General features: G+C 55.5%; 19 protein-coding genes and 1 tRNA gene. 15 read left to right on the forward strand and 5 right to left on the reverse strand.

Going from position 1 to position 24598, the window contains the following annotated elements; translation table 11 throughout:
• Window positions 1-4: 4 nt before the first annotated feature.
• The gene (gene cheA / locus GY169_RS09215; RefSeq protein ID WP_167575552.1) at window positions 5-2035 is read left to right on the forward strand and encodes a chemotaxis protein CheA; all 2031 of its coding nucleotides are present in this window, start codon (window positions 5-7) and stop codon (window positions 2033-2035) included.
• Window positions 2036-2058: 23 nt separating this feature from the next.
• A complete protein-coding gene (gene cheW / locus GY169_RS09220) occupies window positions 2059-2562 on the forward strand; it encodes a chemotaxis protein CheW (RefSeq protein ID WP_064544638.1) in 504 nt (167 codons plus the stop codon).
• 40 nt (window positions 2563-2602) lie between these two features.
• Here the strand turns inward: cheW and GY169_RS09225 are convergent, their stop codons facing one another.
• Complete coding sequence (locus GY169_RS09225) at window positions 2603-2782, reverse strand: hypothetical protein (RefSeq protein WP_167575553.1); 180 nt, start codon at window positions 2780-2782, stop codon at window positions 2603-2605.
• A gap of 451 nt (window positions 2783-3233) precedes the next feature.
• On the opposite strand from GY169_RS09225, the gene GY169_RS09230 reads away from it, so the two are divergent.
• Entirely contained in the window at window positions 3234-4520 is a 1287-nt protein-coding gene (locus tag GY169_RS09230) for a porin (protein ID WP_163449520.1), read from the forward strand.
• A 185-nt stretch (window positions 4521-4705) separates the two neighbouring features.
• On the opposite strand, the gene GY169_RS09235 is transcribed toward GY169_RS09230, so the two are convergent.
• The gene (locus tag GY169_RS09235; protein ID WP_163449519.1) at window positions 4706-5968 is read right to left on the reverse strand and encodes a dicarboxylate/amino acid:cation symporter; all 1263 of its coding nucleotides are present in this window, start codon (window positions 5966-5968) and stop codon (window positions 4706-4708) included.
• A gap of 274 nt (window positions 5969-6242) precedes the next feature.
• On the opposite strand from GY169_RS09235, the gene tar reads away from it, so the two are divergent.
• The 12 genes from tar to GY169_RS09295 all read left to right on the forward strand — a co-directional run bounded on the left by tar (window position 6243) and on the right by GY169_RS09295 (window position 21167).
• Complete coding sequence (gene tar / locus GY169_RS09240; protein ID WP_167575554.1) at window positions 6243-7901, forward strand: methyl-accepting chemotaxis protein II; 1659 nt, start codon at window positions 6243-6245, stop codon at window positions 7899-7901.
• A 39-nt stretch (window positions 7902-7940) separates the two neighbouring features.
• Window positions 7941-9545: a methyl-accepting chemotaxis protein gene (locus tag GY169_RS09245; protein ID WP_163449517.1), complete on the forward strand. Its 1605-nt coding sequence runs from the start codon at window positions 7941-7943 to the stop codon at window positions 9543-9545.
• Between the two features lie 23 nt (window positions 9546-9568).
• The gene (cheR, locus tag GY169_RS09250; RefSeq protein WP_167575555.1) at window positions 9569-10435 is read left to right on the forward strand and encodes a protein-glutamate O-methyltransferase CheR; all 867 of its coding nucleotides are present in this window, start codon (window positions 9569-9571) and stop codon (window positions 10433-10435) included.
• Window positions 10432-11481: a chemotaxis response regulator protein-glutamate methylesterase gene (locus GY169_RS09255; RefSeq protein WP_064544649.1), complete on the forward strand. Its 1050-nt coding sequence runs from the start codon at window positions 10432-10434 to the stop codon at window positions 11479-11481. Before cheR ends, GY169_RS09255 begins: the two co-directional genes overlap by 4 nt.
• A gap of 16 nt (window positions 11482-11497) precedes the next feature.
• Window positions 11498-11887, forward strand: coding sequence for a chemotaxis response regulator CheY (gene cheY, locus GY169_RS09260; RefSeq protein ID WP_024552273.1), 390 nt, complete (start codon window positions 11498-11500; stop codon window positions 11885-11887).
• A 10-nt stretch (window positions 11888-11897) separates the two neighbouring features.
• Window positions 11898-12542, forward strand: coding sequence for a protein phosphatase CheZ (gene cheZ, locus GY169_RS09265; protein ID WP_163449515.1), 645 nt, complete (start codon window positions 11898-11900; stop codon window positions 12540-12542).
• A 200-nt stretch (window positions 12543-12742) separates the two neighbouring features.
• A complete protein-coding gene (gene flhB, locus GY169_RS09270; RefSeq protein ID WP_163449521.1) occupies window positions 12743-13897 on the forward strand; it encodes a flagellar biosynthesis protein FlhB in 1155 nt (384 codons plus the stop codon).
• The gene (gene flhA, locus GY169_RS09275; protein ID WP_064544660.1) at window positions 13890-15971 is read left to right on the forward strand and encodes a flagellar biosynthesis protein FlhA; all 2082 of its coding nucleotides are present in this window, start codon (window positions 13890-13892) and stop codon (window positions 15969-15971) included. Before flhB ends, flhA begins: the two co-directional genes overlap by 8 nt.
• A complete protein-coding gene (locus tag GY169_RS09280; protein ID WP_167575556.1) occupies window positions 15971-16366 on the forward strand; it encodes a flagellar protein FlhE in 396 nt (131 codons plus the stop codon). The genes flhA and GY169_RS09280 overlap by 1 nt, the downstream gene beginning before the upstream one ends.
• 269 nt (window positions 16367-16635) lie before the next feature.
• Window positions 16636-18222 (forward strand): MFS transporter, encoded by a 1587-nt coding sequence (locus GY169_RS09285; protein WP_163449513.1) that lies wholly within the window; start codon window positions 16636-16638, stop codon window positions 18220-18222.
• A gap of 4 nt (window positions 18223-18226) precedes the next feature.
• Window positions 18227-19366: a glycoside hydrolase family 105 protein gene (locus tag GY169_RS09290; protein WP_167575557.1), complete on the forward strand. Its 1140-nt coding sequence runs from the start codon at window positions 18227-18229 to the stop codon at window positions 19364-19366.
• Window positions 19367-19598: 232 nt separating this feature from the next.
• Window positions 19599-21167, forward strand: a complete 1569-nt coding sequence (locus GY169_RS09295) for an MFS transporter (RefSeq protein ID WP_167575558.1) — start codon at window positions 19599-19601, stop codon at window positions 21165-21167.
• A 21-nt stretch (window positions 21168-21188) separates the two neighbouring features.
• On the opposite strand, the gene mrdA is transcribed toward GY169_RS09295, so the two are convergent.
• From mrdA to GY169_RS09310, 3 genes are all read right to left on the reverse strand, one after another.
• Complete coding sequence (mrdA, locus tag GY169_RS09300) at window positions 21189-23060, reverse strand: penicillin-binding protein 2 (protein WP_163449510.1); 1872 nt, start codon at window positions 23058-23060, stop codon at window positions 21189-21191.
• 612 nt (window positions 23061-23672) lie between these two features.
• A tRNA-Ser gene (locus tag GY169_RS09305) sits at window positions 23673-23760 on the reverse strand.
• Window positions 23761-23905: 145 nt separating this feature from the next.
• A complete protein-coding gene (locus GY169_RS09310; RefSeq protein ID WP_163447956.1) occupies window positions 23906-24583 on the reverse strand; it encodes an isochorismatase family protein in 678 nt (225 codons plus the stop codon).
• Between the last annotated feature and the right edge of the window lie 15 nt (window positions 24584-24598).

Here is a 24598-nt window from a genome sequence, read left to right on the forward strand (position 1 = left end):
TTGCGTGAGCATGGATATCAGCGATTTTTATCAAACATTTTTTGATGAGGCCGACGAGCTGTTGGCCGATATGGAACAGCATCTGCTGGATCTGGCGGTGGATGACCCTGACGCTGAACAGCTGAACGCGATCTTCCGCGCGGCACACTCGATCAAGGGCGGGGCGGGCACCTTCGGCTTCTCCGTGCTGCAGGAAACGACGCATCTGATGGAGAACCTGCTGGATGAGGCACGCCGTGGGGAGATGAAGCTCAACACCGATATTATCAACCTGTTTTTGGAAACCAAAGATATTATGCAGGAACAGCTCGACGCCTATAAAAGCTCCAGCGAACCGGATGCTGCCAGCTTCGAATATATCTGCAACGCCCTGCGGCAACTGGCGCTGGAGGCGAAAGGCGAAAGCGTCCCACCGGTGGCCGCAAGCGCCCGCCTGAGCGTGGTCGACAACAGTATGCAGACCGAGACGGTTGGGATCGATACCGCCGCCGCCGGCAAAACCCAGATCACGCTGTCGCGGCTGAAGGCCGGTGAACCCGATATGCTGGAAGAGGAGCTGGGCAATCTGGCGACGCTGAGCCAGGTCAACAAAACGGCCGATAGTCTCACCGCGGTGCTCGACGGTAGCGTGGATCAGGACGATATCGTCGCCGTGCTGTGTTTCGTGATCGAGGCCGACCAGATAGCGTTCACCACCGTTGCCGCGGCCACTGAGCCTGCGCTGGTGGAAATAGCCGAAGCCGAAGAGATCGTCGAACTGCCGGTTGTCGCCCCGGCGGCGCCGGCCGTTGCAGCAAGCCAGACGGCACCCCGCGTAGAGCGTGAAAAACCGGCAGCGCGCAGCAATGAATCTACCAGTATCCGCGTGGCGGTTGAGAAGGTCGACCAGTTGATTAACCTGGTTGGCGAGCTGGTCATTACTCAGTCGATGCTGGCCCAGCGTTCCAACGCGCTGGACCCGGTCTCGCATGGCGATCTGATCACCAGCATGGGCCAGCTTCAGCGCAATGCGCGTGACCTGCAGGAATCGGTGATGTCCATCCGTATGATGCCGATGGAATATGTCTTTAGCCGCTTCCCGCGTCTGGTACGCGATCTGGCGGGTAAGCTTGGCAAGCAGGTGGAGCTGACGCTGATGGGCAGCTCCACTGAACTGGACAAGAGCCTGATTGAACGCATTATTGACCCGCTGACTCACCTGGTGCGCAATAGCCTGGATCATGGTATTGAGCTACCGGAAACGCGTCTGGCGGCCGGGAAATCCGCCGTGGGCAACCTGATTCTCTCTGCGGAACATCAGGGGGGCAATATCTGTATCGAAGTCACTGACGATGGCGCGGGGCTGAACCGCGAACGTATTCTGGCGAAAGCCGTGTCGCAGGGGATGGCCGTGAATGAAAGCATGACGGATGAAGAGGTCGGCATGCTGATCTTTGCGCCAGGCTTCTCCACCGCCGAGCAGGTGACCGACGTTTCCGGGCGTGGCGTGGGTATGGACGTGGTCAAACGAAATATTCAGGAGATGGGCGGCCACGTTGAAATTCAATCGAAGCAGGGGGCCGGGACGACGATCCGCATTCTGCTGCCGCTGACGCTGGCGATTCTTGATGGCATGTCGGTGAAGGTTAGCGAAGAGGTCTTTATCCTGCCGCTCAACGCGGTGATGGAGTCTTTGCAGCCGCGTGAAGAAGATCTGCATCCGCTGGCGGGCGGCGAACGTGTACTGGAAGTACGCGGCGAATATTTGCCGCTGGTGGAGCTGTGGAAAGCTTTCGATGTACAGGGCGCGAAAACCGAGGCCACGCAGGGCATTGTGGTCATCCTGCAAAGCGCGGGTCGTCGCTATGCGCTGTTGGTCGATCAACTGATTGGTCAGCACCAGGTGGTGGTGAAAAACCTGGAAAGCAACTATCGCAAAGTGCCGGGCATCTCGGCGGCGACCATTCTTGGCGACGGTAGCGTCGCGCTGATTGTTGACGTCTCCGCCCTGCAGGGACTGAATCGTGATAAACGTCTGGCGAACACAGCCGCCTGAAACGCAGAAAAAAGGTAGAAAACATGACCGGTATGACGAATGTAACAAAGCTGGCGGGAGAACCGACAGGTCAGGAATTTCTGGTATTTACCCTGGGCAACGAAGAGTACGGTATCGATATCCTGAAGGTGCAGGAGATTCGGGGTTACGACCAGGTCACACGCATTGCCAACACGCCAGCCTTTATTAAAGGTGTCACCAATCTGCGCGGCGTGATCGTGCCGATTGTCGATCTGCGGGTGAAGTTCAGCCAGCAGGACGTTGAGTACAACGACAACACCGTGGTGATCGTACTGAACCTCGGTCAGCGCGTCGTCGGGATCGTGGTTGACGGCGTTTCCGATGTGCTGTCGCTGGCGGCGGAGCAGATTCGTCCGGCACCCGAGTTTGCCGTAACGCTGTCTACGGAATATCTCACCGGGCTTGGCGCGTTGGGCGACCGGATGCTGATTCTGGTCAATATCGAAAAGCTGCTGAATAGCGAAGAGATGGCCCTGCTGGATAGCGCAGCTAACCACGCGGCATGATGAACGTCGGCCCGGCGGCGTACGACGTCGGGCCTGTATTTCAAATAGCCGCTAACGCAAATTCTTTTTTATTAAAATAAGAAAATGAAAGAAATGTGCGATAACTGCGTGCACAGATAACATTTTTCACGTCTTTCTTTTTTCCTTTCGCATCCTCTTTTTCTGTTATTTTGAAAATTACATCACTAAAATCAATATAATTATTGGAACGATTTTTCATGCGTATATTCTAATGAGAAAAAGAGAATATGCCTTTATTTTAAATAAAGGTAGTTAATGTTTAATCTGCCAGCTTATCCGATAAATTAGCCTGCTATGATAAAATTGTGTTAAAAACAGGATTGATAAATGCTGTTTTTAACATTCATTAATGTTTCTTAGTTAAATCTTAATGGTTTAATTTAAATATTAAGAAACACTTTATTTCAAAAAATAAGTAAATCGCTAATAATTTGAATTAAACAATGATTGTTTTTGTTGTTTTTAAAACATCTTGTGAAAGGATGAAAGAAAATAATTCTTAGTGATCGCTCTCTTATTTTTTATTTTTACGCATAGAAAATAAAATCGTTCTGTCATTAATATCTGCTCGTGGAAATAATTTGTTTTCCCGACTTACTAAATTAAAGCAGTCAAAAAAACGAACTTAAATATTAGGTTAAGGGATTTCTATGCGCGTAAAAAAAGTAATGATTAAACCCTCTATTATCGCTCTGGCTATTACTGCGGCGGTAGGTGCACCAGCTTGTGCTCTGGCAAGCAGCGGCGACTTTGCCTCTCCGGCGTATACGGCGACGCAAACCAAAGGGGAAATGGTCTATAAAAGCGATGATACGGCGGTCTCCATTATGGGTTCCGTACGTTTGTATGCGAAGGACGATTCCGCGCATAGCGTAGAACATAATATTCAGAATAATGACTCGCGTCTGGGCGTCGCATTACGGCAGAAAATTAATGACAAAGGTTATTATGCGGTAGGTTATTACGAAACCGGTATTCACGGTCTGGATTCCGCCACTGACGATCAGGGCAATGATGTCTATACCCGTCAGGCGTACGCCGGGCTGGGCAATGATGAATATGGTGTAATCACATTTGGTAAACAGTATGCGCCAACAGACTGGGGGCTGGGTATTGATACCACTTATGCTTACGGCGGTAAGGCCAAACACGATACCGCCGGGATGTCGACGGATATTATTAACTCAGCGGCTATCTATTACTACAACACCAAAGAATTTACCGTCGGCGTAATGGGCCAGGGTAATGATGATGTAGATAAAATTGGCTTCGGTAGCGGTTATGGCGACGGCCCGGATATGCACGATGCTTACCATGACGGTTCTGCCACCGTTCACGGCGGTGCGGCGCTGGCGGCGCAGTATCGCTTTGACAATGGCTTCTCTGTTTCCGGTGCGGCAGCGTACAACAATTATACGGTTAACCAGGGGACAACGACGACCAATATGACCTATTACGACCAGAATGGTAACCCAATGGGTACCGTACCGGTCACCAACGTCACCGGCCCGTCATACGATGGTAACACCTACTCGATGGGCTTAAATGCCAAGTACACAGCTAATTTTGACGGCTTCACCTGGTATAACGCCGCGCAGGCGACTTACTACATCAACAAAGTTGACGATGTTCACGCGGCGGTCAGCGGCACCAGCAACGCCACCGACGATCAGGAAACTATCCTGGGCCTGGAATATGCTTCTCAGTTCAAAATTACGCCGGAGTGGAGCGTTTACGCTAACTTTGACTGGACCGAAGGCGGCGATGCGATGGACGGACAGCACTTCCAGTCCACCACGCTGGGTACTGACTACTGGTTGGGTAAAAACGCCGTCACCTATATCGAATACGGCTATGAGAAAGCCAGCGGGAATACCGATGATTCTTATAACGTCTCCGATCACCTGGCTGCGGTAGGCCTGCGTATCTTTATCTAAATGCTGTAAACCCCCATCTTATGCCAGTGGGGTGGGGGCCGTACTTTTCATTTGCTCTTGTTACTATTGTGTTGATGTCGCTGTGGGGAGGGGGAGTGCTTCGCGGCGATAATGGCAGGTTTATTTCCTATTTAGCCAGACCCGGAGGTCTGGCTTTTCTTTTATTTTTTATGTCGCCCTGTCGTTTACATATTCTGCTGTACGACTTCGGGAGCTTCCTGCGCCAGCTCGCCCTCGTTCTGCGACAGCATCGCCGTCGCGACGCCGTTACCCAGAACGTTAATCGCCGAACGGCCCATATCGAGGAAGTGGTCAATGCCCATCAGCAGCAGGATACCCGCAACCGGAATATTAAAGCTCGGAATGGTCGCTGCCAGCACCACCAGCGCTGAACGCGGCACCCCGGCAATCCCTTTGGATGCCAGCATCAGCGTCAGCATCAGGACCGCAATCTCAGAGAAGCCAAGGTGGATATTGTAGGCCTGTGCAATAAACATGGATGCAAAGGAGCAGTACACCATCGAACCCACCAGATTAAAGGAGTAACCAATCGGCAACACGAAGGAGACGATGTTGCGCGAGCAACCAAATTGGGTCAGCTGTTCAAGGGTTTTCGGATAGGCCGCTTCGGAGCTGCTGGTGGTAAACGCCACCAGCACCGGGTCTTTGAGCATGCTGAGCAGACGGAAGACTTCTTTCTTCAGCACCATATAGCCAATGGCCACCAGCACGCAGCAGGTCAACAGAATTGCCACGTAATAGCCGCCAATAAATGAAGCGTAGTTCAGCAGGATCCCCAGCCCTTCGGTGGCGATAACCGAGGAGATGGCGGCAAAAATAGCCAGCGGCGCAACGTACATCACGTAGCCGGTGACTTTCAGCATGATATGCGAGACCACATCCAGCGCGGCCACTAACGGCGCGTTGAATTTCTGTCCCAGCGAAGCCCCGCCGATGCCGAAGAACATTGAGAAGACCACAATCTGCAGAATTTCGTTATTCGCCATCGCGCCGACGATACTGGTCGGGATGGTATGTGAAAGGAAGCCCTTCAGACTCATGCCGCTGACCGCCAGACCGGTATCGACCGCGTCTTTTGGCACGGTCAGATTCAGACCCGCCCCCGGCTGTTGCAGGGTGACGATAAACAGGCCCACCAGAATCGACAGCACCGAAGAGCTGATAAACCACACCATCGCTTTACCGCCAACACGGCCAATCGTCGAGGTTTCACCCAGCTTCATGATCCCCACCGTTAAGGTGCTGAACACCAACGGCGCGATGACCATTTTGATTAGCCGGAGGAATATATCGGTGAGAAGAGTGATGTTACCAGACCATACTTCGATGGTGGTTGCTGATGCATAGGAATGGATCATTGCGCCGGTGAGAATCCCCGCCAGCATGAAAATCACGATAAAAATCGTGAGCTTATTTGCGTTTGCCACAAAAATACCCCGTCAGATTACGAAAAAGCCCTGCGATGAAGAAAATGATTTTTTAGTTATTAAATACCATCAATTTATTCACCACATAAATTGTATGAAAGTGAGGGGATTTACAACTTTTTTTATATTTTATAAAAAGCGTTGTGATTCAGTGGGTCACACGCACCGTCGTTTTGCTGCCTGAGAACGCTCACGATTTTTACCCTGCGTGCACATAAAGTTTCTTTTTGGGATGCCGATAACAGCGAATAACACGTTATTGAGAAGGTGCTGTATGTTAAACCGTATCCGCGTTGTCACGCTGCTGATGTTGGTGCTGGTCGTCTTCGCACTTTTGCAGTTGGTCTCCGGGGGCTTTTTGTTCTCCTCGCTGCATCAAAACCAACAGAGTTTTGCGCAATCTAACACGCTTCGTACGCAACAAGCCGAACTCACCAAAGCGTGGGATCTGCTGCTGCAAACCCGCATCAACCTCAGCCGCTCTTCGGCGCGGATGATGATGGACACCGCTAACCAGCAAAGCAGCGCCAAAACGGAATTGCTGAAAAATGCACGCACCACGCTAACCCAGGCGGCAGAACACTTTGCGCGCTTTAGCGAACTTCCCTCGCAGCCGGCGATGAATGATGCCAGCGCCCAGGTGACGAAGACCTATCAAAACTATTCCGCGGCGTTACAGGAGCTGGTGGGGTTCCTGGAAGGCGGCAATATGGACGCCTATTTTGCCCAACCGACGCAAGGCATGCAGAACGCCATGGGCGAGGCGATGAATCAATACGCCACGCAAAGTGAAGCGCTCTATCAGCGCGCCTTTACCACCAGCAGCAGCGACTACCAGATTGCCCGCTGGCAGCTGGCGATTCTGGCGGTGGTGCTGGTGATCGTGGTCGTCGGCGCCTGGTTTGGCATCCGCGCGATTCTGCTTAAGCCGCTGGCCTCCGTGATGGCGCACATTCGCCAGATTGCCGCCGGTGATTTAACTCAACGCCTGACGCTGCGCGGACGAAACGAAATTACCGAACTGGCCGATACGGTCACCCATATGCAAAGCGCGCTGATTGATACCGTCACTCATGTACGTGAAGGGGCAGAGGCTATCTATCACGGCACCAGCGAAATCGCCGCCGGCAATAACGACCTTTCCGCGCGTACCGAGCAGCAGTCGGCGTCGCTGGAAGAGACGGCGGCCAGCATGGAGCAACTGACTGCCACGGTGAAGCAGAATGCCGAAAACGCACGTCAGGCGTCACAGCTGGCGCAGCGCGCATCCGACACCGCGCAACATGGCGGCAGCGTGGTGAATGGCGTGGTGAATACCATGCACGAGATTGCCGCCAGCTCGCAGAAAATTTCCGATATTACCGGCGTTATTGATGGCATTGCTTTCCAGACCAATATTCTGGCGCTGAACGCCGCCGTGGAAGCCGCACGCGCCGGGGAACAGGGGCGTGGGTTCGCGGTGGTGGCCGGCGAAGTGCGTAATCTGGCAAGCCGCAGCGCTCAGGCGGCGAAAGAGATTAAAGCGCTGATTGAAGACTCCGTGGCGCGCGTTGAAACCGGCTCCGTGCAGGTTGAAACCGCGGGGGAAACGATGACCGATATCGTCAATGCTGTGACCCGCGTCACCGACATTATGGGGGAAATCGCTTCGGCTTCTGACGAACAGAGCCGCGGGATCGATCAGGTCGCCATCGCCGTTGCGGAGATGGACAGCGTCACCCAACAAAACGCCTCGCTGGTGGAAGAGTCTGCCTCTGCCGCCGCCGCGCTGGAAGAACAAGCCGAACGCCTGAACCAGGCCGTCGCGGCATTCCGATTGAACGTCGCCTCAGGAAATAGAGCGACGACATCTGTACCGGCAGCAACGCTGGCGAGACCTCGCCAGGCGCCCGCCGCCAATCGAACCTCTGATTCTAACTGGGAAACCTTCTAATTTTATCTGCGGTCCAGGGCCGCCTCCAGGAGTGTGGTGATGCTTTATCGTATTCGAATCTCTACCACGTTGTTTCTGATTTTGATTCTCTGCGGCATTTTGCAGATTGGCAGTAACGGACTCTCTTTTTGGGCGTTTCGCGACGGACAAAACAATATTTATCAGGTGGATCAGAGCAGCCAGCAGCTAAGCACGCTCACGGAATCGCGAGCGGCCATGCTCCAGGCCAGCACCATGCTCAACAAAGCCGGTACGCTGGCGGCGCTGAGCTATCCGCCTAATGAAGTGCGGGCCATGGTTGACGACGTGAAGCAGAACCTTTCGCAAGGCGAGGCGCTGTTTCAGGGCTTTATGGCGCTGCAACTGATGAGCGAGAGCGATAAGGCGCTGCAAGAACAGACGGCGAAAAGTTTTACCACCTGGCACGAGATGCTGGCGCATCAGGTCGCCTGGCTGGAAAACAATCAGCTGTCTGAATATGTCGCGGCACCCGTGCAGAAAACGCAGGACCAGTTCGATGCCAACTATGAAAGCTGGCGCAAGAATATTGAGCACTATGTGGCGGCGGCGAAAAGCGAAAGCCAGAGCGACTATGCGCGTTCCACGATGATGTTTATCGCGATGGTGATTATCTCCGTGGCGATTACCCTCGTGGCATTGTGGTGGGTGCGCCATATGGTGGTCAAACCGCTGGCCATTATCAGCAGCCATTTTGACAGCATTGCCAAAGGCAATCTGGCGCGGCCAATTGCGGTGTACGGTAAAAATGAAATCAGCGCCATTTTCGCCGGGCTGAAGTCGATGCAGCAATCTCTGCGTAAAACGGTAGGCGAAGTGCGCCAGGGCAGTTTTGCGATGCACACCGGGATTTCGGAAATTGCCGCTGGCAACAACGACCTTTCTTCCCGTACGGAACAGCAGGCGGCGTCGCTGGCGCAAACCGCGGCGAGCATGGAGCAGTTAACCGCAACCGTCAGTCAGAACGCCGACAACGCGCGTCAGGCTTCTAACCTGGCCCACGGCGCGGCGGACACCGCTAAACGTGGGGGCGAACAGGCCAACCACGTGGCGCAGACGATGCAGAATATCGCCACCAGTTCGAAGAAAATCAGCGACATTATCAGCGTCATCGACGGCATTGCCTTCCAGACCAATATCCTGGCGCTCAACGCCGCCGTGGAAGCAGCGCGTGCGGGCGAGCAGGGGCGCGGGTTTGCGGTAGTGGCCGGTGAAGTGCGTAACCTCGCCAGCCGCAGCGCCCAGGCGGCAAAAGAGATCAAAGTGCTGATCGAAGAGTCGGTGGCCCGCGTACAGGAAGGATCGGCGCTGGTCGAAACCTCCGCCAGCACCATGAGCGAGATTGTCCAGTCGGTTACCCGGGTGAACGACATCATGGGGGAAATCGCCTCCGCCTCTGATGAGCAGCGCCGGGGCATTGAACAGGTCGCGCTGGCCGTCAGCCAGATGGACCAGGTGACACAACAGAACGCCGCGCTGGTGGAAGAAGGGGCTGCCGCCACTGAACAGTTGGCAGGCCAGGCCGATCGCTTAACCTCTGTGGTCTCTGTGTTTGAACTCGAAGAAGTGAAGGTGGCCGCCGGGCGTGAAAACGTCTCGCTGGCCGCAGTACCTGCTGTTTCCTGAATGATGTGATGTAAGAAGGCGCTATGACTGTATCTCTGCCAAATGGGCAATCGCAATTACTGAGCCAGCTGACGCAGCGCCTGACGCTCACCGACGCGCAGTTTCGTCGGATCTGCCAACTGATCTACCAGCGCGCCGGAATCGTGCTGGCAGATCACAAACGTGACATGGTTTACAACCGACTGGTTCGGCGCCTGCGGGCGCTGAATATTGATGATTTTGGCCATTATCTCAGCCAACTGGAGGCCAACGGCGACAGCGCGGAGTGGCAGGCGTTTATCAATTCGCTGACCACCAACCTGACGGCGTTCTTCCGCGAGGCGCACCATTTTCCGACGCTGGCGGAGCATGCTGCGCGCCGGCAGGGTGAGTACCGGGTCTGGAGCGCCGCGGCGTCGACGGGGGAAGAGCCGTATTCCATCGCCATTACCCTGGCCGATACCCTGGGCACTGCGCCGGGTCGCTGGAAGGTGTTTGCCAGCGATATTGATACCGAAGTACTGGAAAAGGCGCAAAACGGCATTTATCGCATGGAAGAGTTGAAAACGCTCTCCCAGCAGCAGTTGCAGCGCTATTTCATGCGCGGAACCGGCCCGCACGAGGGGCTGGTGCGGGTGCGTAACGAGCTGGCGAACTATGTGGATTTCACCACGCTGAACCTGCTGAATGCGCACTACAACGTTCCCGGGCCATTTGACGCTATCTTTTGCCGTAACGTAATGATCTATTTCGATAAAACCACACAGCAGGAGATCCTCAAGCGCTTTGTGCCCCTGCTGAAACCCGACGGGCTGCTGTTTGCCGGGCATTCGGAAAACTTTAGCCATCTTGCCCGTGAGTTCAGCCTGCGCGGCCAGACGGTCTATGCGCTAAGTAAGGGAAGAGCATGAGTAAAATCAGAGTCTTGTCGGTAGATGATTCGGCGCTGATGCGCCAGATCATGACGGAGATTATTAATAGCCACGATGACATGGAGATGGTGGCGACTGCGCCGGATCCGCTGGTGGCTCGCGACCTGATTAAAAAATTCAATCCAGATGTGCTGACGCTGGACGTGGAAATGCCGCGCATGGACGGCCTCGATTTTCTCGAGAAGCTGATGCGCCTGCGGCCGATGCCGGTGGTGATGGTCTCCTCGCTGACCGGCAAAGGGTCGGAGGTGACGTTGCGCGCGCTGGAGCTGGGCGCGGTGGACTTTGTCACCAAGCCGCAGCTGGGCATTCGTGAAGGGATGCTGGCCTACAGCGAAACCATTGCCGATAAAGTGCGCGCCGCCTCCCGCGCGCGCATTAGCGCCCATAAGCCATTAGCCGCGCCGGTGACGCTAAAAGCCGGCCCGCTGCTCAGCTCTGAGAAGCTGATTGCTATCGGCGCCTCTACCGGCGGCACGGAGGCGATTCGCCACGTGCTGCAGCCGCTGCCGCTCTCCAGCCCCGCGCTGCTGATAACCCAGCATATGCCGCCGGGCTTTACCCGTTCGTTTGCCGAGCGCCTCAACAAGCTGTGCCAGATTACGGTGAAAGAGGCGGAAGACGGCGAGCGTGTGCTGCCGGGCCATGCCTACATCGCGCCAGGCGACAAGCATATGGAGCTGGCGCGTAGCGGCGCGAACTATCAAATCAAGATTCACGACGGGCCGCCGGTTAATCGCCATCGCCCGTCGGTTGATGTGCTGTTTCATTCGGTCGCGAAGCACGCGGGGCGCAATGCCGTGGGGGTGATCCTCACCGGCATGGGCAACGACGGTGCGGCCGGGATGCACGCGATGTACCAGGCCGGTGCCTGGACCATCGCGCAGAATGAAGCCAGTTGTGTGGTGTTCGGCATGCCGCGCGAGGCCATCAATACCGGTGGCGTCAGCGAAGTGGTCGATCTTAGCCAGGTAAGCCAGCAGATGCTGGCGAAAATCAGTGCCGGACAGGCAATACGTATTTGATCAGGAGAATTATTTTATGGCGGATAAAGAGCTTAAGTTTTTGGTTGTGGATGACTTTTCCACCATGCGTCGCATCGTACGCAACCTGTTAAAGGAACTGGGATTTAACAACGTTGAAGAAGCGGAAGACGGCGTTGACGCGTTAAACAAATTGCAGGCAGGCGGGTTTGGCTTCGTGATTTCTGACTGGAACATGCCAAACATGGACGGTCTGGAACTGCTGAAAACCATCCGCGCTGACGGCGCGATGGCGGCCATGCCGGTGTTAATGGTGACTGCGGAAGCGAAGAAAGAGAACATCATTGCTGCTGCGCAGGCCGGTGCCAGCGGGTACGTGGTGAAACCGTTCACCGCCGCGACGCTGGAAGAGAAGCTGAATAAAATCTTCGAGAAACTGGGCATGTGAGGTGACAGTCATGATGCATTCTTCTATTAAGCCCGGCGATGAACACTCCGCCGCGGACATTATTAGCCGCATCGGCAATCTGACCCGCATGCTGCGCGATAGCCTGCGCGAACTGGGGTTGGATCAAGCCATTGCGGAAGCGGCGGAGGCGATTCCCGATGCGCGCGACCGTCTCGACTACGTGGTGCAAATGACCGCGCAGGCCGCTGAGCGTGCGCTCAACAGTGTTGAAGCCTCTCAGCCGCATCAGGATGAAATGGAAAAAGGCGCGAAAGCGCTGACACAACGCTGGGATGCGTGGTTTGAAAATCCGATCGAGCTGGCCGACGCCCGCGAACTGGTGAGCGATACGCGTAAATACCTTGGCGACGTGCCGGGGCATACCAGTTTCACCAATGCGCAGCTGCTTGAAATCATGATGGCGCAGGATTTCCAGGACCTCACCGGTCAGGTTATCAAGCGCATGATGGATGTGATTCAGGAGATTGAACGCCAGCTGCTGATGGTGCTTCTGGAGAATATTCCGGATCAGGGATCGCGGCCAAAACGTGAAAATGACAGCCTGCTCAACGGGCCGCAGGTCGATACCTCCAAAGCGGGCGTCGTCGCCAGCCAGGATCAGGTGGACGATCTGCTCGATAGCCTGGGCTTCTGATCCCTCTGCGCAGATTTTGCCGGGCTGCACTGCGTTTTCCCGACTAACCTCTGGCACATGGCTGTTCCCTCATGGGGCGGCCATCGCCATTCTCTCCCCGGTTAACGGTCGAATTCCTTCCTTTTCATTCCTTTATTCTGCGCATTGGCAAACGCGCTTCTCGCGATAATACTCGCGACCGTATTTGCGAGAGTGAAGCCGTGGCAGAAGAAAGCGACGACGACGACAAAACAGAAGACCCCACACCCCAACGGCTTGAAAAAGCGCGCGAAGAGGGGCAAATTCCGCGTTCCCGCGAACTGACATCGCTGCTGATGCTGCTGGTGGGCGTTTGCGTGCTCTGGCTGGGCGGGGAGTCTCTCGCCCGTCGATTGGCCAATCTTCTTTCTGGCGGGCTGCGCTTTGACCACAGCATCGTCAGCGATCCTAATCTGATCCTTGGGCAAATTATTCTGCTGCTCAAAGAGGCCATGCTGGCGCTGCTGCCGCTGATTGTCGGCGTGGTGACGGTGGCGCTGGTGGCGCCGATGATGCTCGGCGGGCTGGTATTCAGTACTAAATCGCTCGCTTTCAAGCTCGACAAACTTAACCCATTGCCCGGTATTAAACGTATGTTCTCCGCGCAAACCGCGGCAGAGCTCACCAAAGCCATTATGAAAGCGGTGCTGATGGGCTCCGTGGCGGGTTTTTTCCTGTGGATGCACTGGCCGCAGATGATGCGGCTGGTCAGCGAGTCGCCGCTGTCGGCGATGGGTAACGCGCTGAACATGGTCGGACTGTGCGCGCTGCTGGTGGCGCTGGGCATTATTCCGATGGTCGGGTTCGACGTCTTCTGGCAAATCCACAGCCATCTGAAAAAGCTGCGCATGTCGCGCCAGGACATCCGCGATGAATTCAAACAGAGCGAAGGCGACCCGCACGTGAAAGGGCGTATTCGCCAGATGCAGCGTGCGGCGGCGCGGCGTCGCATGATGGCGGACGTGCCGAAGGCCGACGTTATCGTGAATAACCCGACTCACTACTCGGTGGCGTTGCAGTATGACGAAAACAAAATGAGCGCACCGAAAGTGGTGGCAAAAGGCGCGGGCCTGGTGGCGCTGCGCATTCGCGAAATTGGCGAAGAGAACCGAATTCCGATGCTGGAAGCACCCCCGCTGGCGCGTGCGCTGTATCGCCATGCCGATATCGGCCAGCAGATCCCCGGCCAGCTGTACGCGGCGGTCGCGGAAGTGCTGGCGTGGGTATGGCAACTGAAGCGTTGGCGACTGGCCGGCGGCGTGCCGCCGAAAAAACCGGATAACATACCGGTGCCTGAGGCACTGGATTTTTTGAACGAGAAGGACTCTGATGGCTAATCTTGTCGCAATGCTGCGTCTCCCCGGCAACCTGAAATCTACCCAGTGGCAGGTGCTTGCCGGGCCGGTGCTGATCCTGCTGATTCTGTCGATGATGGTGCTGCCGTTGCCGGCTTTCGTCCTCGATCTGCTGTTCACCTTTAATATCGCACTTTCCATCATGGTGTTGTTGGTGGCAATGTTCACCCAGCGCACGCTGGAATTTGCCGCTTTCCCAACCATTCTGCTGTTCACCACGTTACTGCGCCTGGCGTTGAACGTCGCCTCCACCCGTATCATTCTGATGGAAGGGCATACCGGCGGCGCGGCGGCGGGGAAGGTGGTGGAAGCCTTCGGCCACTTCCTCGTGGGCGGTAACTTCGCCATCGGTATCGTGGTGTTTATCATCCTCGTGATCATCAACTTTATGGTTATCACCAAAGGTGCGGGTCGTATCGCCGAAGTGGGCGCGCGCTTCGTGCTGGACGGGATGCCGGGTAAACAGATGGCGATTGACGCCGATCTCAACGCCGGAATTATTGGCGAAGACGAGGCCAAGAAGCGTCGCGCCGAAGTGACTCAGGAAGCCGACTTCTACGGTTCAATGGACGGCGCCAGTAAGTTCGTGCGCGGCGATGCGATCGCCGGGATCCTGATTATGGTGATTAACGTCATCGGCGGTCTGCTGGTGGGCGTATTGCAGCACGGGCTGGATCTCGGCAAAGCGGCGGAATCCTATACGCTGCTGACCATCGGTGATGGCCTGGTAGCCCAGATTCCGGCGCTGGTTATCTCAACCGCCGCGGGTGTTATTGTGACGCGCGTCAGCACTGAGCAGGATGTCGGCGAGCAGATGGTGGGGCAGCTGTTCAGCAACCCGCGCGTGATGCTGCTCAGCGCCGGGGTACTCGGGCTGCTGGGGCTGGTGCCGGGAATGCCGAACCTGGTATTCCTGCTGTTTACCGCGGCGCTGCTGGGGCTGGCATGGTGGATTCGCGGACGCGAAATGAAAGCGCCGGAGCAACCACAGCCGGTGAACGTGCCGGAGAGCAGTTCACAGGCCGTTGAAGCCACCTGGAGCGACGTGCAGCTGGAAGATACGTTGGGGATGGAGGTGGGTTACCGTCTGATCCCGATGGTCGATTTTCAGCAGGACGGCGAGCTGCTGGGGCGTATTCGCAGCATCCGTAAGAAATTTGCCCAGGAGATGGGCTTCCTGCCGCCGGTGGTACATATCCGCGACAATATGGATCTTTCGCCGGCGCTGTACCGTATTCTGCTCAAAGGCGTGGAAATTGGCAGCGGCGAAGCCTATCCGGGGCGCTGGCTGGCGATTAACCCCGGCACTGCCGCGGGAAGTTTGCCGGGTGAGGTGACCACCGATCCGGCGTTTGGCCTGGAGGCTATCTGGATTGAGAGCGCGTTAAAAGAGCAGGCGCAGATCCAGGGCTTTACGGTGGTGGAAGCCAGTACGGTGGTGGCGACACACCTGAACCATTTAATCAGCCTGCATGCCTCGGAGCTGTTTGGCCGTCAGGAAGCACAGCAGCTGCTGGATCGCGTGACCCAGGAAATGCCAAAACTGACCGAAGATTTAGTGCCGGGCGTAGTCACGCTGACGACGCTGCACAAAGTGCTACAAAATCTGCTCGATGAGAAAGTACCGATTCGCGATATGCGCACCATTCTCGAGACGCTGGCGGAGCATGCGCCGATCCAGACCGACCCGGGCGAACTGACCTCGGTGGTGCGTGTGGCGCTGGGCCGGGCCATTACCCAGCGCTGGTTCCCGGGCAACGACGAGGTGCAGGTGATTGGGCTGGATACGCCGCTGGAGCGCCTGTTGCTGCAGGCGTTGCAGGGCGGCGGCGGGCTGGAGCCAGGGCTGGCAGACAGATTGCTGGCGCAGACGCAGGAGGCGCTGGCGCGTCAGGAGATGCTGGGCGCGCCGCCGGTGCTGCTGGTCAATCACGCGCTGCGTCCTCTGCTGTCGCGCTTCCTGCGCCGTAGCCTACCGCAGCTGGTGGTGCTGTCGAATATGGAACTCTCCGACAACCGTAATATCCGCATGACCGCGACAATTGGAGGTAAATAATGCCGCGATTTCTTCCGCTGCTTTGCCTCCTGCCGTGTCTGGCGCAGGCGGCGGGTGAGGGGGCCTGGCAGGCCAGCAATATTGGCATTACGCTCAGCCATCGTGGTGTGGCGGCCTCGTCACGCCCGCTGTCACCATCGCAACCGGTGCAGGGCGCAACCACGCTGGTTGCCTGGCGCTATGAACTCAACGGGCCGATTCCTGCCGGACTGCGTACGCGTCTGTGTTCGCTTTCGCGCTGTACGGAGCTGGATGCCCTCAGCGGCACCACGATGGCGTTCAATCAGGTTTCCGCCGCTGAGCCGTTTCGTTTTATTTGGGAAATTCCTGGTGGCGGGCGATTAATTCCCGCTCTACAGGTTAAAAGCATTCAAATCATCGTTAACTACCGCTAAGCGCCACACATTCCTCCACTCGCTGCCAGATTCTGGTGGCGAGCTCGCATTTCTGGCCCCTGCTTTTGATTGTAAAGAAACGTTGTTTTATAAATCAGTGATGCATATGCCACGACTCTTTGCATTTTTGCCAACCCTACGCCCGCACTGGCAGAAATAGGAAGGTATCCCTTGATGCATACTTTTACTGTAGCCGTGTCAGTACTCCTTTTGTCTCAGCCTTAGCGAGGGAAGGAGATTCATAATAAAAAGCACAGGATTGACGGCTAATGAATAGAACGCGAAAAATAGGACTGGTGAATTACTTCGCCTACGGGTCGGGAGATTTTCTCGGCGCGGGTACGACAGCGTTGACCGCTGCATGGCTTCTCTATTTCTATACCACTTTCTGCGGGTTAAGCCCCATTGAGGCGACCTTTATCTTCGCCACCGCCAGGGTTCTGGATGCGGTGGTCAGTCCGTTAATGGGCTTCCTGACCGACAACTTCGGCTCCACGTGGTTGGGTAAACGCTTCGGTCGCCGTAAGTTCTTTATTCTGTTGGGTATTCCTTGCGTGTTCAGCTATTCCTTTATGTGGATAGGGGACATGGGCTTCTGGTATTACCTCCTGACCTATCTGATTTTTGACGTGGTCTACACCATGATTCTGGTGCCGTACGAAACGCTGGTACCGGAAATGACCGACGACTTCAAACAGAAAACCAAGTTCTCCGGCGCGCGTATCGGTATGGCGCAGATGTCCGCCATTCTGGCCTCTTTCCTGCCGGGTATCCTGCTGACTCACTTTGGTAAAGACAACGCTATCTCTTTCTTCTATGCCAGCCTGGTGTTCTCCGTACTGTGCGCGCTGATGCTGACCTTCGTCTGGTTCTTCACCTGGGAACGCCCGCGTGAAGAGTGGACAGCGGCAGCCCTGAAGGCGGAAGAAGAGAAAAAGCACCTGACCTTTGGTCAGAGCATGAACCGCCTGTTTGTCGAACTGAGCTCCACGCTGCGCATTAAGATTTTCCGCCAGCATTTGGGCATGTACCTCGGCGGCTATATTGCCCAGGACGTGTTCAACGCCGTCTTTACCTACTACGTGGTGTTTGTGCTGATGCAGGAAGCTTCCGTGGCTTCTAACCTGCTGGGCACGATGGCGATTTTCCAGTTCATTGCCGTTATCGCCATGATCCCGCTGTGCATCCGCTTCGGACCGGCGCCGTCCTACCGTATGGTTGTCGTCCTGTTTGGGTTGGGGTCTTTCTCCTATGCCGCGCTGTACTATGCAGGCATGAGCGACATCTACTCGCTGCTGCTGCTGATCTCCGCTATCGCAGGTCTGGGGCGCGGGGGCATCAACTATGTCCCGTGGAACACCTACACCTATATTTCTGACGTCGATGAAGTGATCACCGGTCAGCGTCGCGAAGGGATCTTCGCCGGCATCATGACCCTGACCCGCAAAGCCTCTCAGGCCGGTGCGGTCATGCTGGTGGGGATCATCATGCAGCTGTCTGGCTTTGTGTCCGGCCAGAAAACGCAGCCGCCTGAAGTCAGCCATACCATCCTGATGATCCTCAGCATGGGTACCATCATCGTATTGGCGTTAGGCTTCCTCGTTTCCCTGCGCTTTAAGCTGAACCTGAAAACTCACAGCGTGCTGCGTGAAGAGACCGCGAAAATGCGGGCGTCTGGCCACGTGGTGCCGGAGACCGTCACGCCGCAAGCGCGCGCTACGGTCGAGATGCTGGCGGGGATGCCTTATGAATCCCTGTGGGGCAACAACAACATTGGCTACCTGAATCGTAACAAACCTGCTGCACCTTCACTGAAGCAGGCTGCAACATTGAATTCGACTTACAACAGAGGTTAAGAATATGAAAGTTTGGCCCGTCAAACATAGCCCATTATTACGACAGCCGGAGCGCTTTATCTCCCGGGAAGAGCTGAAAGCCTTGATTCAGACGGTGACGAACAATCTGGTGAATATCAAGGATGAAACCGGCCAATTTCTGCTGCGCCTGGACGATGGCCGTATCATTGATACCAAAGGATGGGCGGGCTGGGAATGGACGCATGGCGTAGGTCTGTACGGTATTTATCAGTACTACCAGCAGACCGGCGATGTGGCGATGCGCGATATTATCGACAACTGGTTTGCTGACCGTTTTGCCGAGGGCGCGACCACCAAAAACGTCAACACCATGGCGCCGTTCCTGACGCTGGCCTATCGCTATGAAGAGACGGGTAATCCGGCGTACCTGCCGTGGCTCGATAGCTGGGCGGAATGGGCAATGAACGAGATGCCGCGCACCGAACACGGCGGCATGCAGCACATTACCCTGGCGGAGGAAAACCATCAGCAGATGTGGGATGACACGCTGATGATGACCGTGCTGCCGCTGGCGAAAATCGGTAAGCTGCTGAATCGCCCGGAATACGTGGAAGAGGCGGTGTATCAGTTCCTGCTGCACGTGCAGAATCTGATGGACCGGGAAACCGGCCTGTGGTTCCACGGCTGGAGCTACGAAGGCAACCACAACTTTGCCAACGCCCGCTGGGCGCGCGGCAACAGCTGGCTGACCATCGTGATCCCAGACTTCCTTGAGCTGGTCGATCTGCCGGAAAACAACGCGACGCGTCGTTACCTGGTGCAGGTGCTGAACGCACAGATTGCCGCGCTGGCGAAATGTCAGGATGAGAGTGGCCTGTGGCACACGTTGCTGGACGATCCGAACTCCTATCTGGAAGCGTCGGCGACTGCCGGTTTTGCCTACGGTATTCTGAAAGCGGTGCGCAAGCGCTACGTCGGCCAGGAGTATGCGAGCGTTGCGGAAAAAGCGATCAAAGGCATTGTGAAGCACGTATCTCCGGAAGGCGAACTGCTGCAAACCTCCTTCGGTACCGGGATGGGGTCTAACCTCGATTTCTACCGCGAAATCCCGCTGACCTCTATGCCGTACGGGCAGGCGATGGCGATCCTGTGCCTGACCGAGTATTTACGTAAGTTCTTCTAAGTTCTCATTCTTCAGCCACCCGGCAGCGTCAGTTGCCGGGTTTTTTATTACCCGCCTAATCAAAATTTTTTGAAATTTTCACTTTTGGTTATAAAAAATTTTTAAGTGGATCGCATTCCTGTGTGATGGGTAATAGCCGTAATGACATTAGTGATATAGCTCACATTTAACCCGCCGCCATAAGAATATAAAAACAGTGTTTCAAAATAATAAAACACGAGGTTTATTTTTCATGGCAAGAAATACGGCTTCAGCCCCCCACGGGCTGCAGGGAAGACCTGTCAATCTGCGCCATCAATTGGCATACGGAGGCGGAAACCTCTTAGGTAGCGGCGCGCTGGCGATCAGCGGCGCGTGGCTGTTGTACTTCTACACCACCTTCTGCGGACTGACGTTAATCGAAGCCGCGTTTATTTTCTCCGTCGCCAGCGTCATTGACGCCATCAGTAACCCACTGATGGGTTACCTCACCGATAACTTCGGCAAAACGCGCCTCGGTAAGCGCTTTGGCCGCCGCCGCTTCTTCCTGCTGATCGGCATTCCGCTGATGATGTTCTACCCGTTGCTGTGGGTGGAAGGGCTGAGTTTCTGGTACTACCTGTGCACCTATGTGATGTTCGAGATTATTTATACCTCCGTCATGGTGCCGTATGAAACATTAGCCACCGAAATGACCGACGACTTCGCGCTGCGCTCGAAGCTGACAGGCTATAAAGCGATTTTCGGCAAACTGGCCAACTTCCTCGCCGCCTTTATTCCGGGGCAGTTCATTCTGCTGTACGGCAAAGATTCAGCGACCCCGTTCTTCCTGACTGGCTTAACCTACGGCGTTATCCTGATCGCGGCGGTGGCCTGCCTGTGGTACAACAGCTGGGAACGTCCGCGCGAAGAAGAGACGGAAGTGCAGGCGAAAACCGGTTTGCTGAATACGCTGCTGTCGCTGGCGAAAGATATGCGCTCAACCTTCTATCTGCGCGTATTCCGTAAGCATCTGGGCATGTACCTGTGCGGCTTTGGCGCCGAGTGGCTGTTTGCCTCCATTTTTACCTACTTTGTTATTTTCGTTCTCCAGCACGATCCGGCGATGGTTGCCGGGCTGAACAGCCTTAACTCTATTCTGCAGCTGATCTCCACGGCGCTGTTTATCGGCCTGTGCGTGAAAAAAGGCTTCAGCAAGCCGTACATTATTGCGTTGAGCATCGTTATCTTCGCCGTGTTGCTCTATACCTCGCTGTGGTTCTTCCATCTGCCGGTGCATCTGGCGACCATTCTGATGTTCGGCATCACGATCATTTTCGGCCTGGGGACCGGCGGCGTGTACTACATTCCGTGGACCGTTTACACCTTCCTCGCCGACGTTGATGAAGTCTATACCGGCCGTCGCCGTGAGGGCATCTATGCCGGCGCGATGACCTTCTCCGGCAAGATTCTGCGTTCGATTATCGTGTTTGTGATGGGGGCCATCCTCAGTTACTACGGCTTCCAGTCAAAAGCCCACGTACAGCCGGAAAGTGCAGTTAACGCGATTGCGGTGGTGTTCTGCGGCGGTGTAGCGTTGCTGGCGCTGATGGCGATTGTCTTCAGTAAACAGATGAAGCTGGATCGCGAAACGCACAAAGTGGTGTTGCAGGAAGTCGCGCGTATTAAAGCAGGCGGCAAGCTTGAGGATATTACCCCGGAAGTCCGTGCGGTGGTGGAAGACCTGGTAGGGCACCGCTACGAAGAGTGCTGGGGCAATAGTCCGCTGTTTAAAAACGACGACGCCCCTGTTGTTGTGGAAGCAGTTTCCGCCGGGCGCTAAGGCACCCGACGTTCACGCCTCTTACCCCTGGGACGGCGGCTGCGGCTGACCGTTCTGGGGGGCAAAAAGATGGTCGAGGATTTGGCGCATTACCGGCGCCGCGACCACGCCGTCACTCCCCCCATTTTCCAGCACCAGCGCCACGGCCACCTGTGGATTTTTATACGGCGCAAAGGCGGTATAAAAAATATGGTCGCGCAGGCGCGTTGGAATCATCTTCGCGTTATAGGTCTGGTTCTCCTTCAGGCTAAATACCTGAGAGGTGCCGCTTTTAGCCGCAATACCGTACGGCGCGGTGTGGAAGAATTTGTAGCCGGTGCCGTTGGGTGCATTCGCCATGCCGAACATCGCCTGGCGTACCAGATTCCAGTAAGGTGAAGAGGCGCTGGCAATCTGCGTTTCATTTTTGGGTTCCCGATAGGGTGTCACCGTGTTGCCGGACTCCTCGTCCTTCAGCAGGTGAGGGGGAATGACGCGACCATTATTGAGCAGCGCCACCATCGCTTTCACCATTTGAATTGGCGTGGCTATCCAGTAGCCTTGCCCGATGCCGACCGAGATCGTATCCCCCTGATACCACGCTTTTTTATGCACCCGCTCTTTCCAGCTGCGGCTAGGCAACAGACCGTTGTACTCTTCATCAAGATCGATGCCGGTTGGCTTGCCGTAGCCGAACTGGCTGAGCATATTATGAATGCGGTCGATACCCATCATATACGCCACCTGATAAAAGAAGGTGTCGGCAGACTCTTCAATCGCTTTGGTCACGTCGAGCATACCGTGACCGGTTTTCTTCCAGTCGCGGTAATGGCGCTGAGTCCCCGGCAGGGTCCAGGTCGGCGCGCCGAAGAAGCTGGTTTGTGGGCTAATTACGCCGTCGAGCAGCGCCGACATCGCCATATAAGGTTTGACGGTTGAGGCGGGCGGGTACAACCCTTGGGTCACGCGGTTAATCAGCGGCAGATCCTTATCCTGCAACAGCGTGTTGTAGTCCTGATAGCTGATACCTTTGACGAAGGGGTTGGGGTCATAGCTTGGGTTAGAGACCATCGCCAACACGGAACCGTCGTGCGGATCCTCCACCAGTACGGCGGCGCGTTGGCCAACCAGCAGGCTCTCAATATACTCTTGTAGATGCAGATCCAGCGTGAGGTGAATATCTTTACCCGCCACCGGCGGCACGTCTTTTAACAGACGAACGATGCGCCCGTGGTTATCCACTTCCACTTCCTGATAGCCGGTTTTTCCGTGCAGCTCGTTTTCGTAATAACGCTCGATACCCTGCTTACCAATGTTGTGGTCGGCGGCATAGTTCTCGGCAATCCCTTCTTTATCCAGCGTTTTGAGATCGGTATCGTTGATTTTCGACACGTACCCCAGTACGTGCGCCAATTCGGCACCATACGGATACTGACGGTCCTCATAACTGTCTATGGTCACGCCGCTGAAACGGAACTGATTCACGGAGAAACGGGCAATTTCGACGTCGGTCAGCGCGTTTTTCAGCACTACCGGGCGATAGCGGCTGCTCGATTTTAATGCCTTGTGGAATTGCTCGATATCATCTGGCGTCAGGTCGACAAGGGGCGTCAACTGGCGCAGCAGGGCATCCATATTACTGACTTTATAGGGCGTAACAGAAATATCGTACCAGGTCACGTTTTTGACCAGTGGAATGCCGTTGCGATCGTAGATGATGCCGCGCGTCGGCGCGACCGGCAGCATTTTGATGTCGTTGGCGTCCGAACGGGTGGTGTAGTAGTCGTGTTCATCAACCTGGAGATGATACAGGTTGAAAATCAATATGCTAAAGCAGATGACGACCAGGCCAAAGGCCACTAGCGCGCGACGCAGAAAGAGTTTTCTCTCCGCTTCATAATCTCGAAATGTCATGAACGGTACCCAGTGTATAAGCCGCCTAATGATACGGAGAGGTTACTGGCATGACAGGCAAAAAATGTACCATCCCTCCTGGAAATGTGTCATTCCTTGTGTTTTGTAACAAATTGCGCGGGAGAAGGGGAATAAGGCCAAAAAACCGGTCATTGTAGATGAATGCTTCTTTAGATATGGAGTGGGAAGGCGTGCAACATGCGAAAAAAAAGCCCGTACTTGCGTACGAGCTCTTTCTCAAAGATGGCGGTGAGGGGGGATTGACTCGCTTCGCTCGCCCCTTCGGGGCAGCCCGCTCACTGCGTTCGCGGTCTGTCCAACTGGCTTTCGCCAGTTGTCGAACCCCGGTCGGGGGTTCTCATCCCCCCGCAGGCGTGCAACATGCGAAAAAAAAGCCCGTACTTTCGTACGAGCTCTCTCTCGAATATGGCGGTGAGGGGGGGATTGACTCGCTTCGCTCGCCCCTTCGGGGCAGCCCGTTCGCTGCGCGCCCGGTCTGTCCAACTGGCTTTCGCCAGTTGTCGAACCCCGGTCGGGGATTCTCATCCCCCCGCAGACGTGCAACATGCGAAAAAAAAAGCCCGTACTTGCGTACGAGCTCTTCTTAAAATATGGCGGTGAGGGGGGGATTCGAACCCCCGATACGTTGCCGTATACACACTTTCCAGGCGTGCTCCTTCAGCCACTCGGACACCTCACCATATTGTTTCGCTGCTCACCGTAGGTGGTCAACGGGGCGCTACTATAGGGAGTTGACCTGAAACGGTCAAGCATAATTTATGCATTCTTTTCCGTTCGGTTAAGCATTGAGCACTCCCCCGCGAAAAACAGCGGGGGAGTGGCGATTAGCGCTGGGAATCAAGCTGTTCGCTATTCTTCACCACATCCTGCGCTTTCGTGTAGCTTTCGATAAGCAGCTGATAGGCCGGGAAGACTTTGGTGTAAATCTCGGCCCATTCGGCGGCGTCCGGACGGTTCCAGGTCCGCTGTAGCTCGGAAGCGACGGCTGCGGTATCCATCGGTACGACACCGGCCTGCACTACACGGGCGAGCGTGATTTCCTGCGCCATTTTGCTGTAGGTGCCGGAGGCATCGATCACCGCAAACACCTTATAACCGTCAGCGACGGCGGCAATCGCCGGGAACGCCATGCAGACGCTGGTGATGGTGCCGGCGATAATCAACGTTTTACGGCCGGTCGCTTTCACCGCGGCGACGAACTCCGGGTTATCCCAGGCGTTGATTTCGCCTTTACGCGCGATGTATTGCGCATGCGGCGCGTTTTCATGAATTTCCGGAATCAAGGGGCCATTTGGCCCTTGTGGTACGGAAGCGGTGGTGATCACCGGCAGCCCGGCAAGCGTCGCCATCTTCGCCAGCGCCGCGGCGCGTGCGCGCAGCTCAGGCATTGGCATATCGCCAACCGTCTGGAACAGACCGCTTTGATGGTCAATTAACAGCATTGCGGTATCATTCACATCAATAACCGGACGTGCACCGTTGAAATTAGCGGGAGTAGACATTCCTTTCACCTCTGT

This window comes from Kluyvera genomosp. 3, from assembly GCF_011765685.1.
Taxonomy (GTDB): Bacteria; Pseudomonadota; Gammaproteobacteria; order Enterobacterales; family Enterobacteriaceae; genus Kluyvera; species Kluyvera georgiana_A.

Bases quoted from the DNA above. Each gene is read 5' to 3' on its own strand.
- cheW (WP_064544638.1), top strand. From the start codon at position 2,059: ATGACCGGTATGACGAATGTAACAAAGCTGGCGGGAGAACCGACAGGT.
- GY169_RS09225 (WP_167575553.1), bottom strand. From the start codon at position 2,782: ATGAAAAATCGTTCCAATAATTATATTGATTTTAGTGATGTAATTTTC.
- GY169_RS09230 (WP_163449520.1), top strand. From the start codon at position 3,234: ATGCGCGTAAAAAAAGTAATGATTAAACCCTCTATTATCGCTCTGGCT.
- tar (WP_167575554.1), top strand. From the start codon at position 6,243: ATGTTAAACCGTATCCGCGTTGTCACGCTGCTGATGTTGGTGCTGGTC.
- GY169_RS09245 (WP_163449517.1), top strand. From the start codon at position 7,941: ATGCTTTATCGTATTCGAATCTCTACCACGTTGTTTCTGATTTTGATT.
- cheR (WP_167575555.1), top strand. From the start codon at position 9,569: ATGACTGTATCTCTGCCAAATGGGCAATCGCAATTACTGAGCCAGCTG.
- GY169_RS09255 (WP_064544649.1), top strand. From the start codon at position 10,432: ATGAGTAAAATCAGAGTCTTGTCGGTAGATGATTCGGCGCTGATGCGC.
- cheY (WP_024552273.1), top strand. From the start codon at position 11,498: ATGGCGGATAAAGAGCTTAAGTTTTTGGTTGTGGATGACTTTTCCACC.
- cheZ (WP_163449515.1), top strand. From the start codon at position 11,898: ATGATGCATTCTTCTATTAAGCCCGGCGATGAACACTCCGCCGCGGAC.
- flhA (WP_064544660.1), top strand. From the start codon at position 13,890: ATGGCTAATCTTGTCGCAATGCTGCGTCTCCCCGGCAACCTGAAATCT.
- GY169_RS09280 (WP_167575556.1), top strand. From the start codon at position 15,971: ATGCCGCGATTTCTTCCGCTGCTTTGCCTCCTGCCGTGTCTGGCGCAG.
- GY169_RS09285 (WP_163449513.1), top strand. From the start codon at position 16,636: ATGAATAGAACGCGAAAAATAGGACTGGTGAATTACTTCGCCTACGGG.
- GY169_RS09290 (WP_167575557.1), top strand. From the start codon at position 18,227: ATGAAAGTTTGGCCCGTCAAACATAGCCCATTATTACGACAGCCGGAG.
- GY169_RS09295 (WP_167575558.1), top strand. From the start codon at position 19,599: ATGGCAAGAAATACGGCTTCAGCCCCCCACGGGCTGCAGGGAAGACCT.
- mrdA (WP_163449510.1), bottom strand. From the start codon at position 23,060: ATGACATTTCGAGATTATGAAGCGGAGAGAAAACTCTTTCTGCGTCGC.
- GY169_RS09310 (WP_163447956.1), bottom strand. From the start codon at position 24,583: ATGTCTACTCCCGCTAATTTCAACGGTGCACGTCCGGTTATTGATGTG.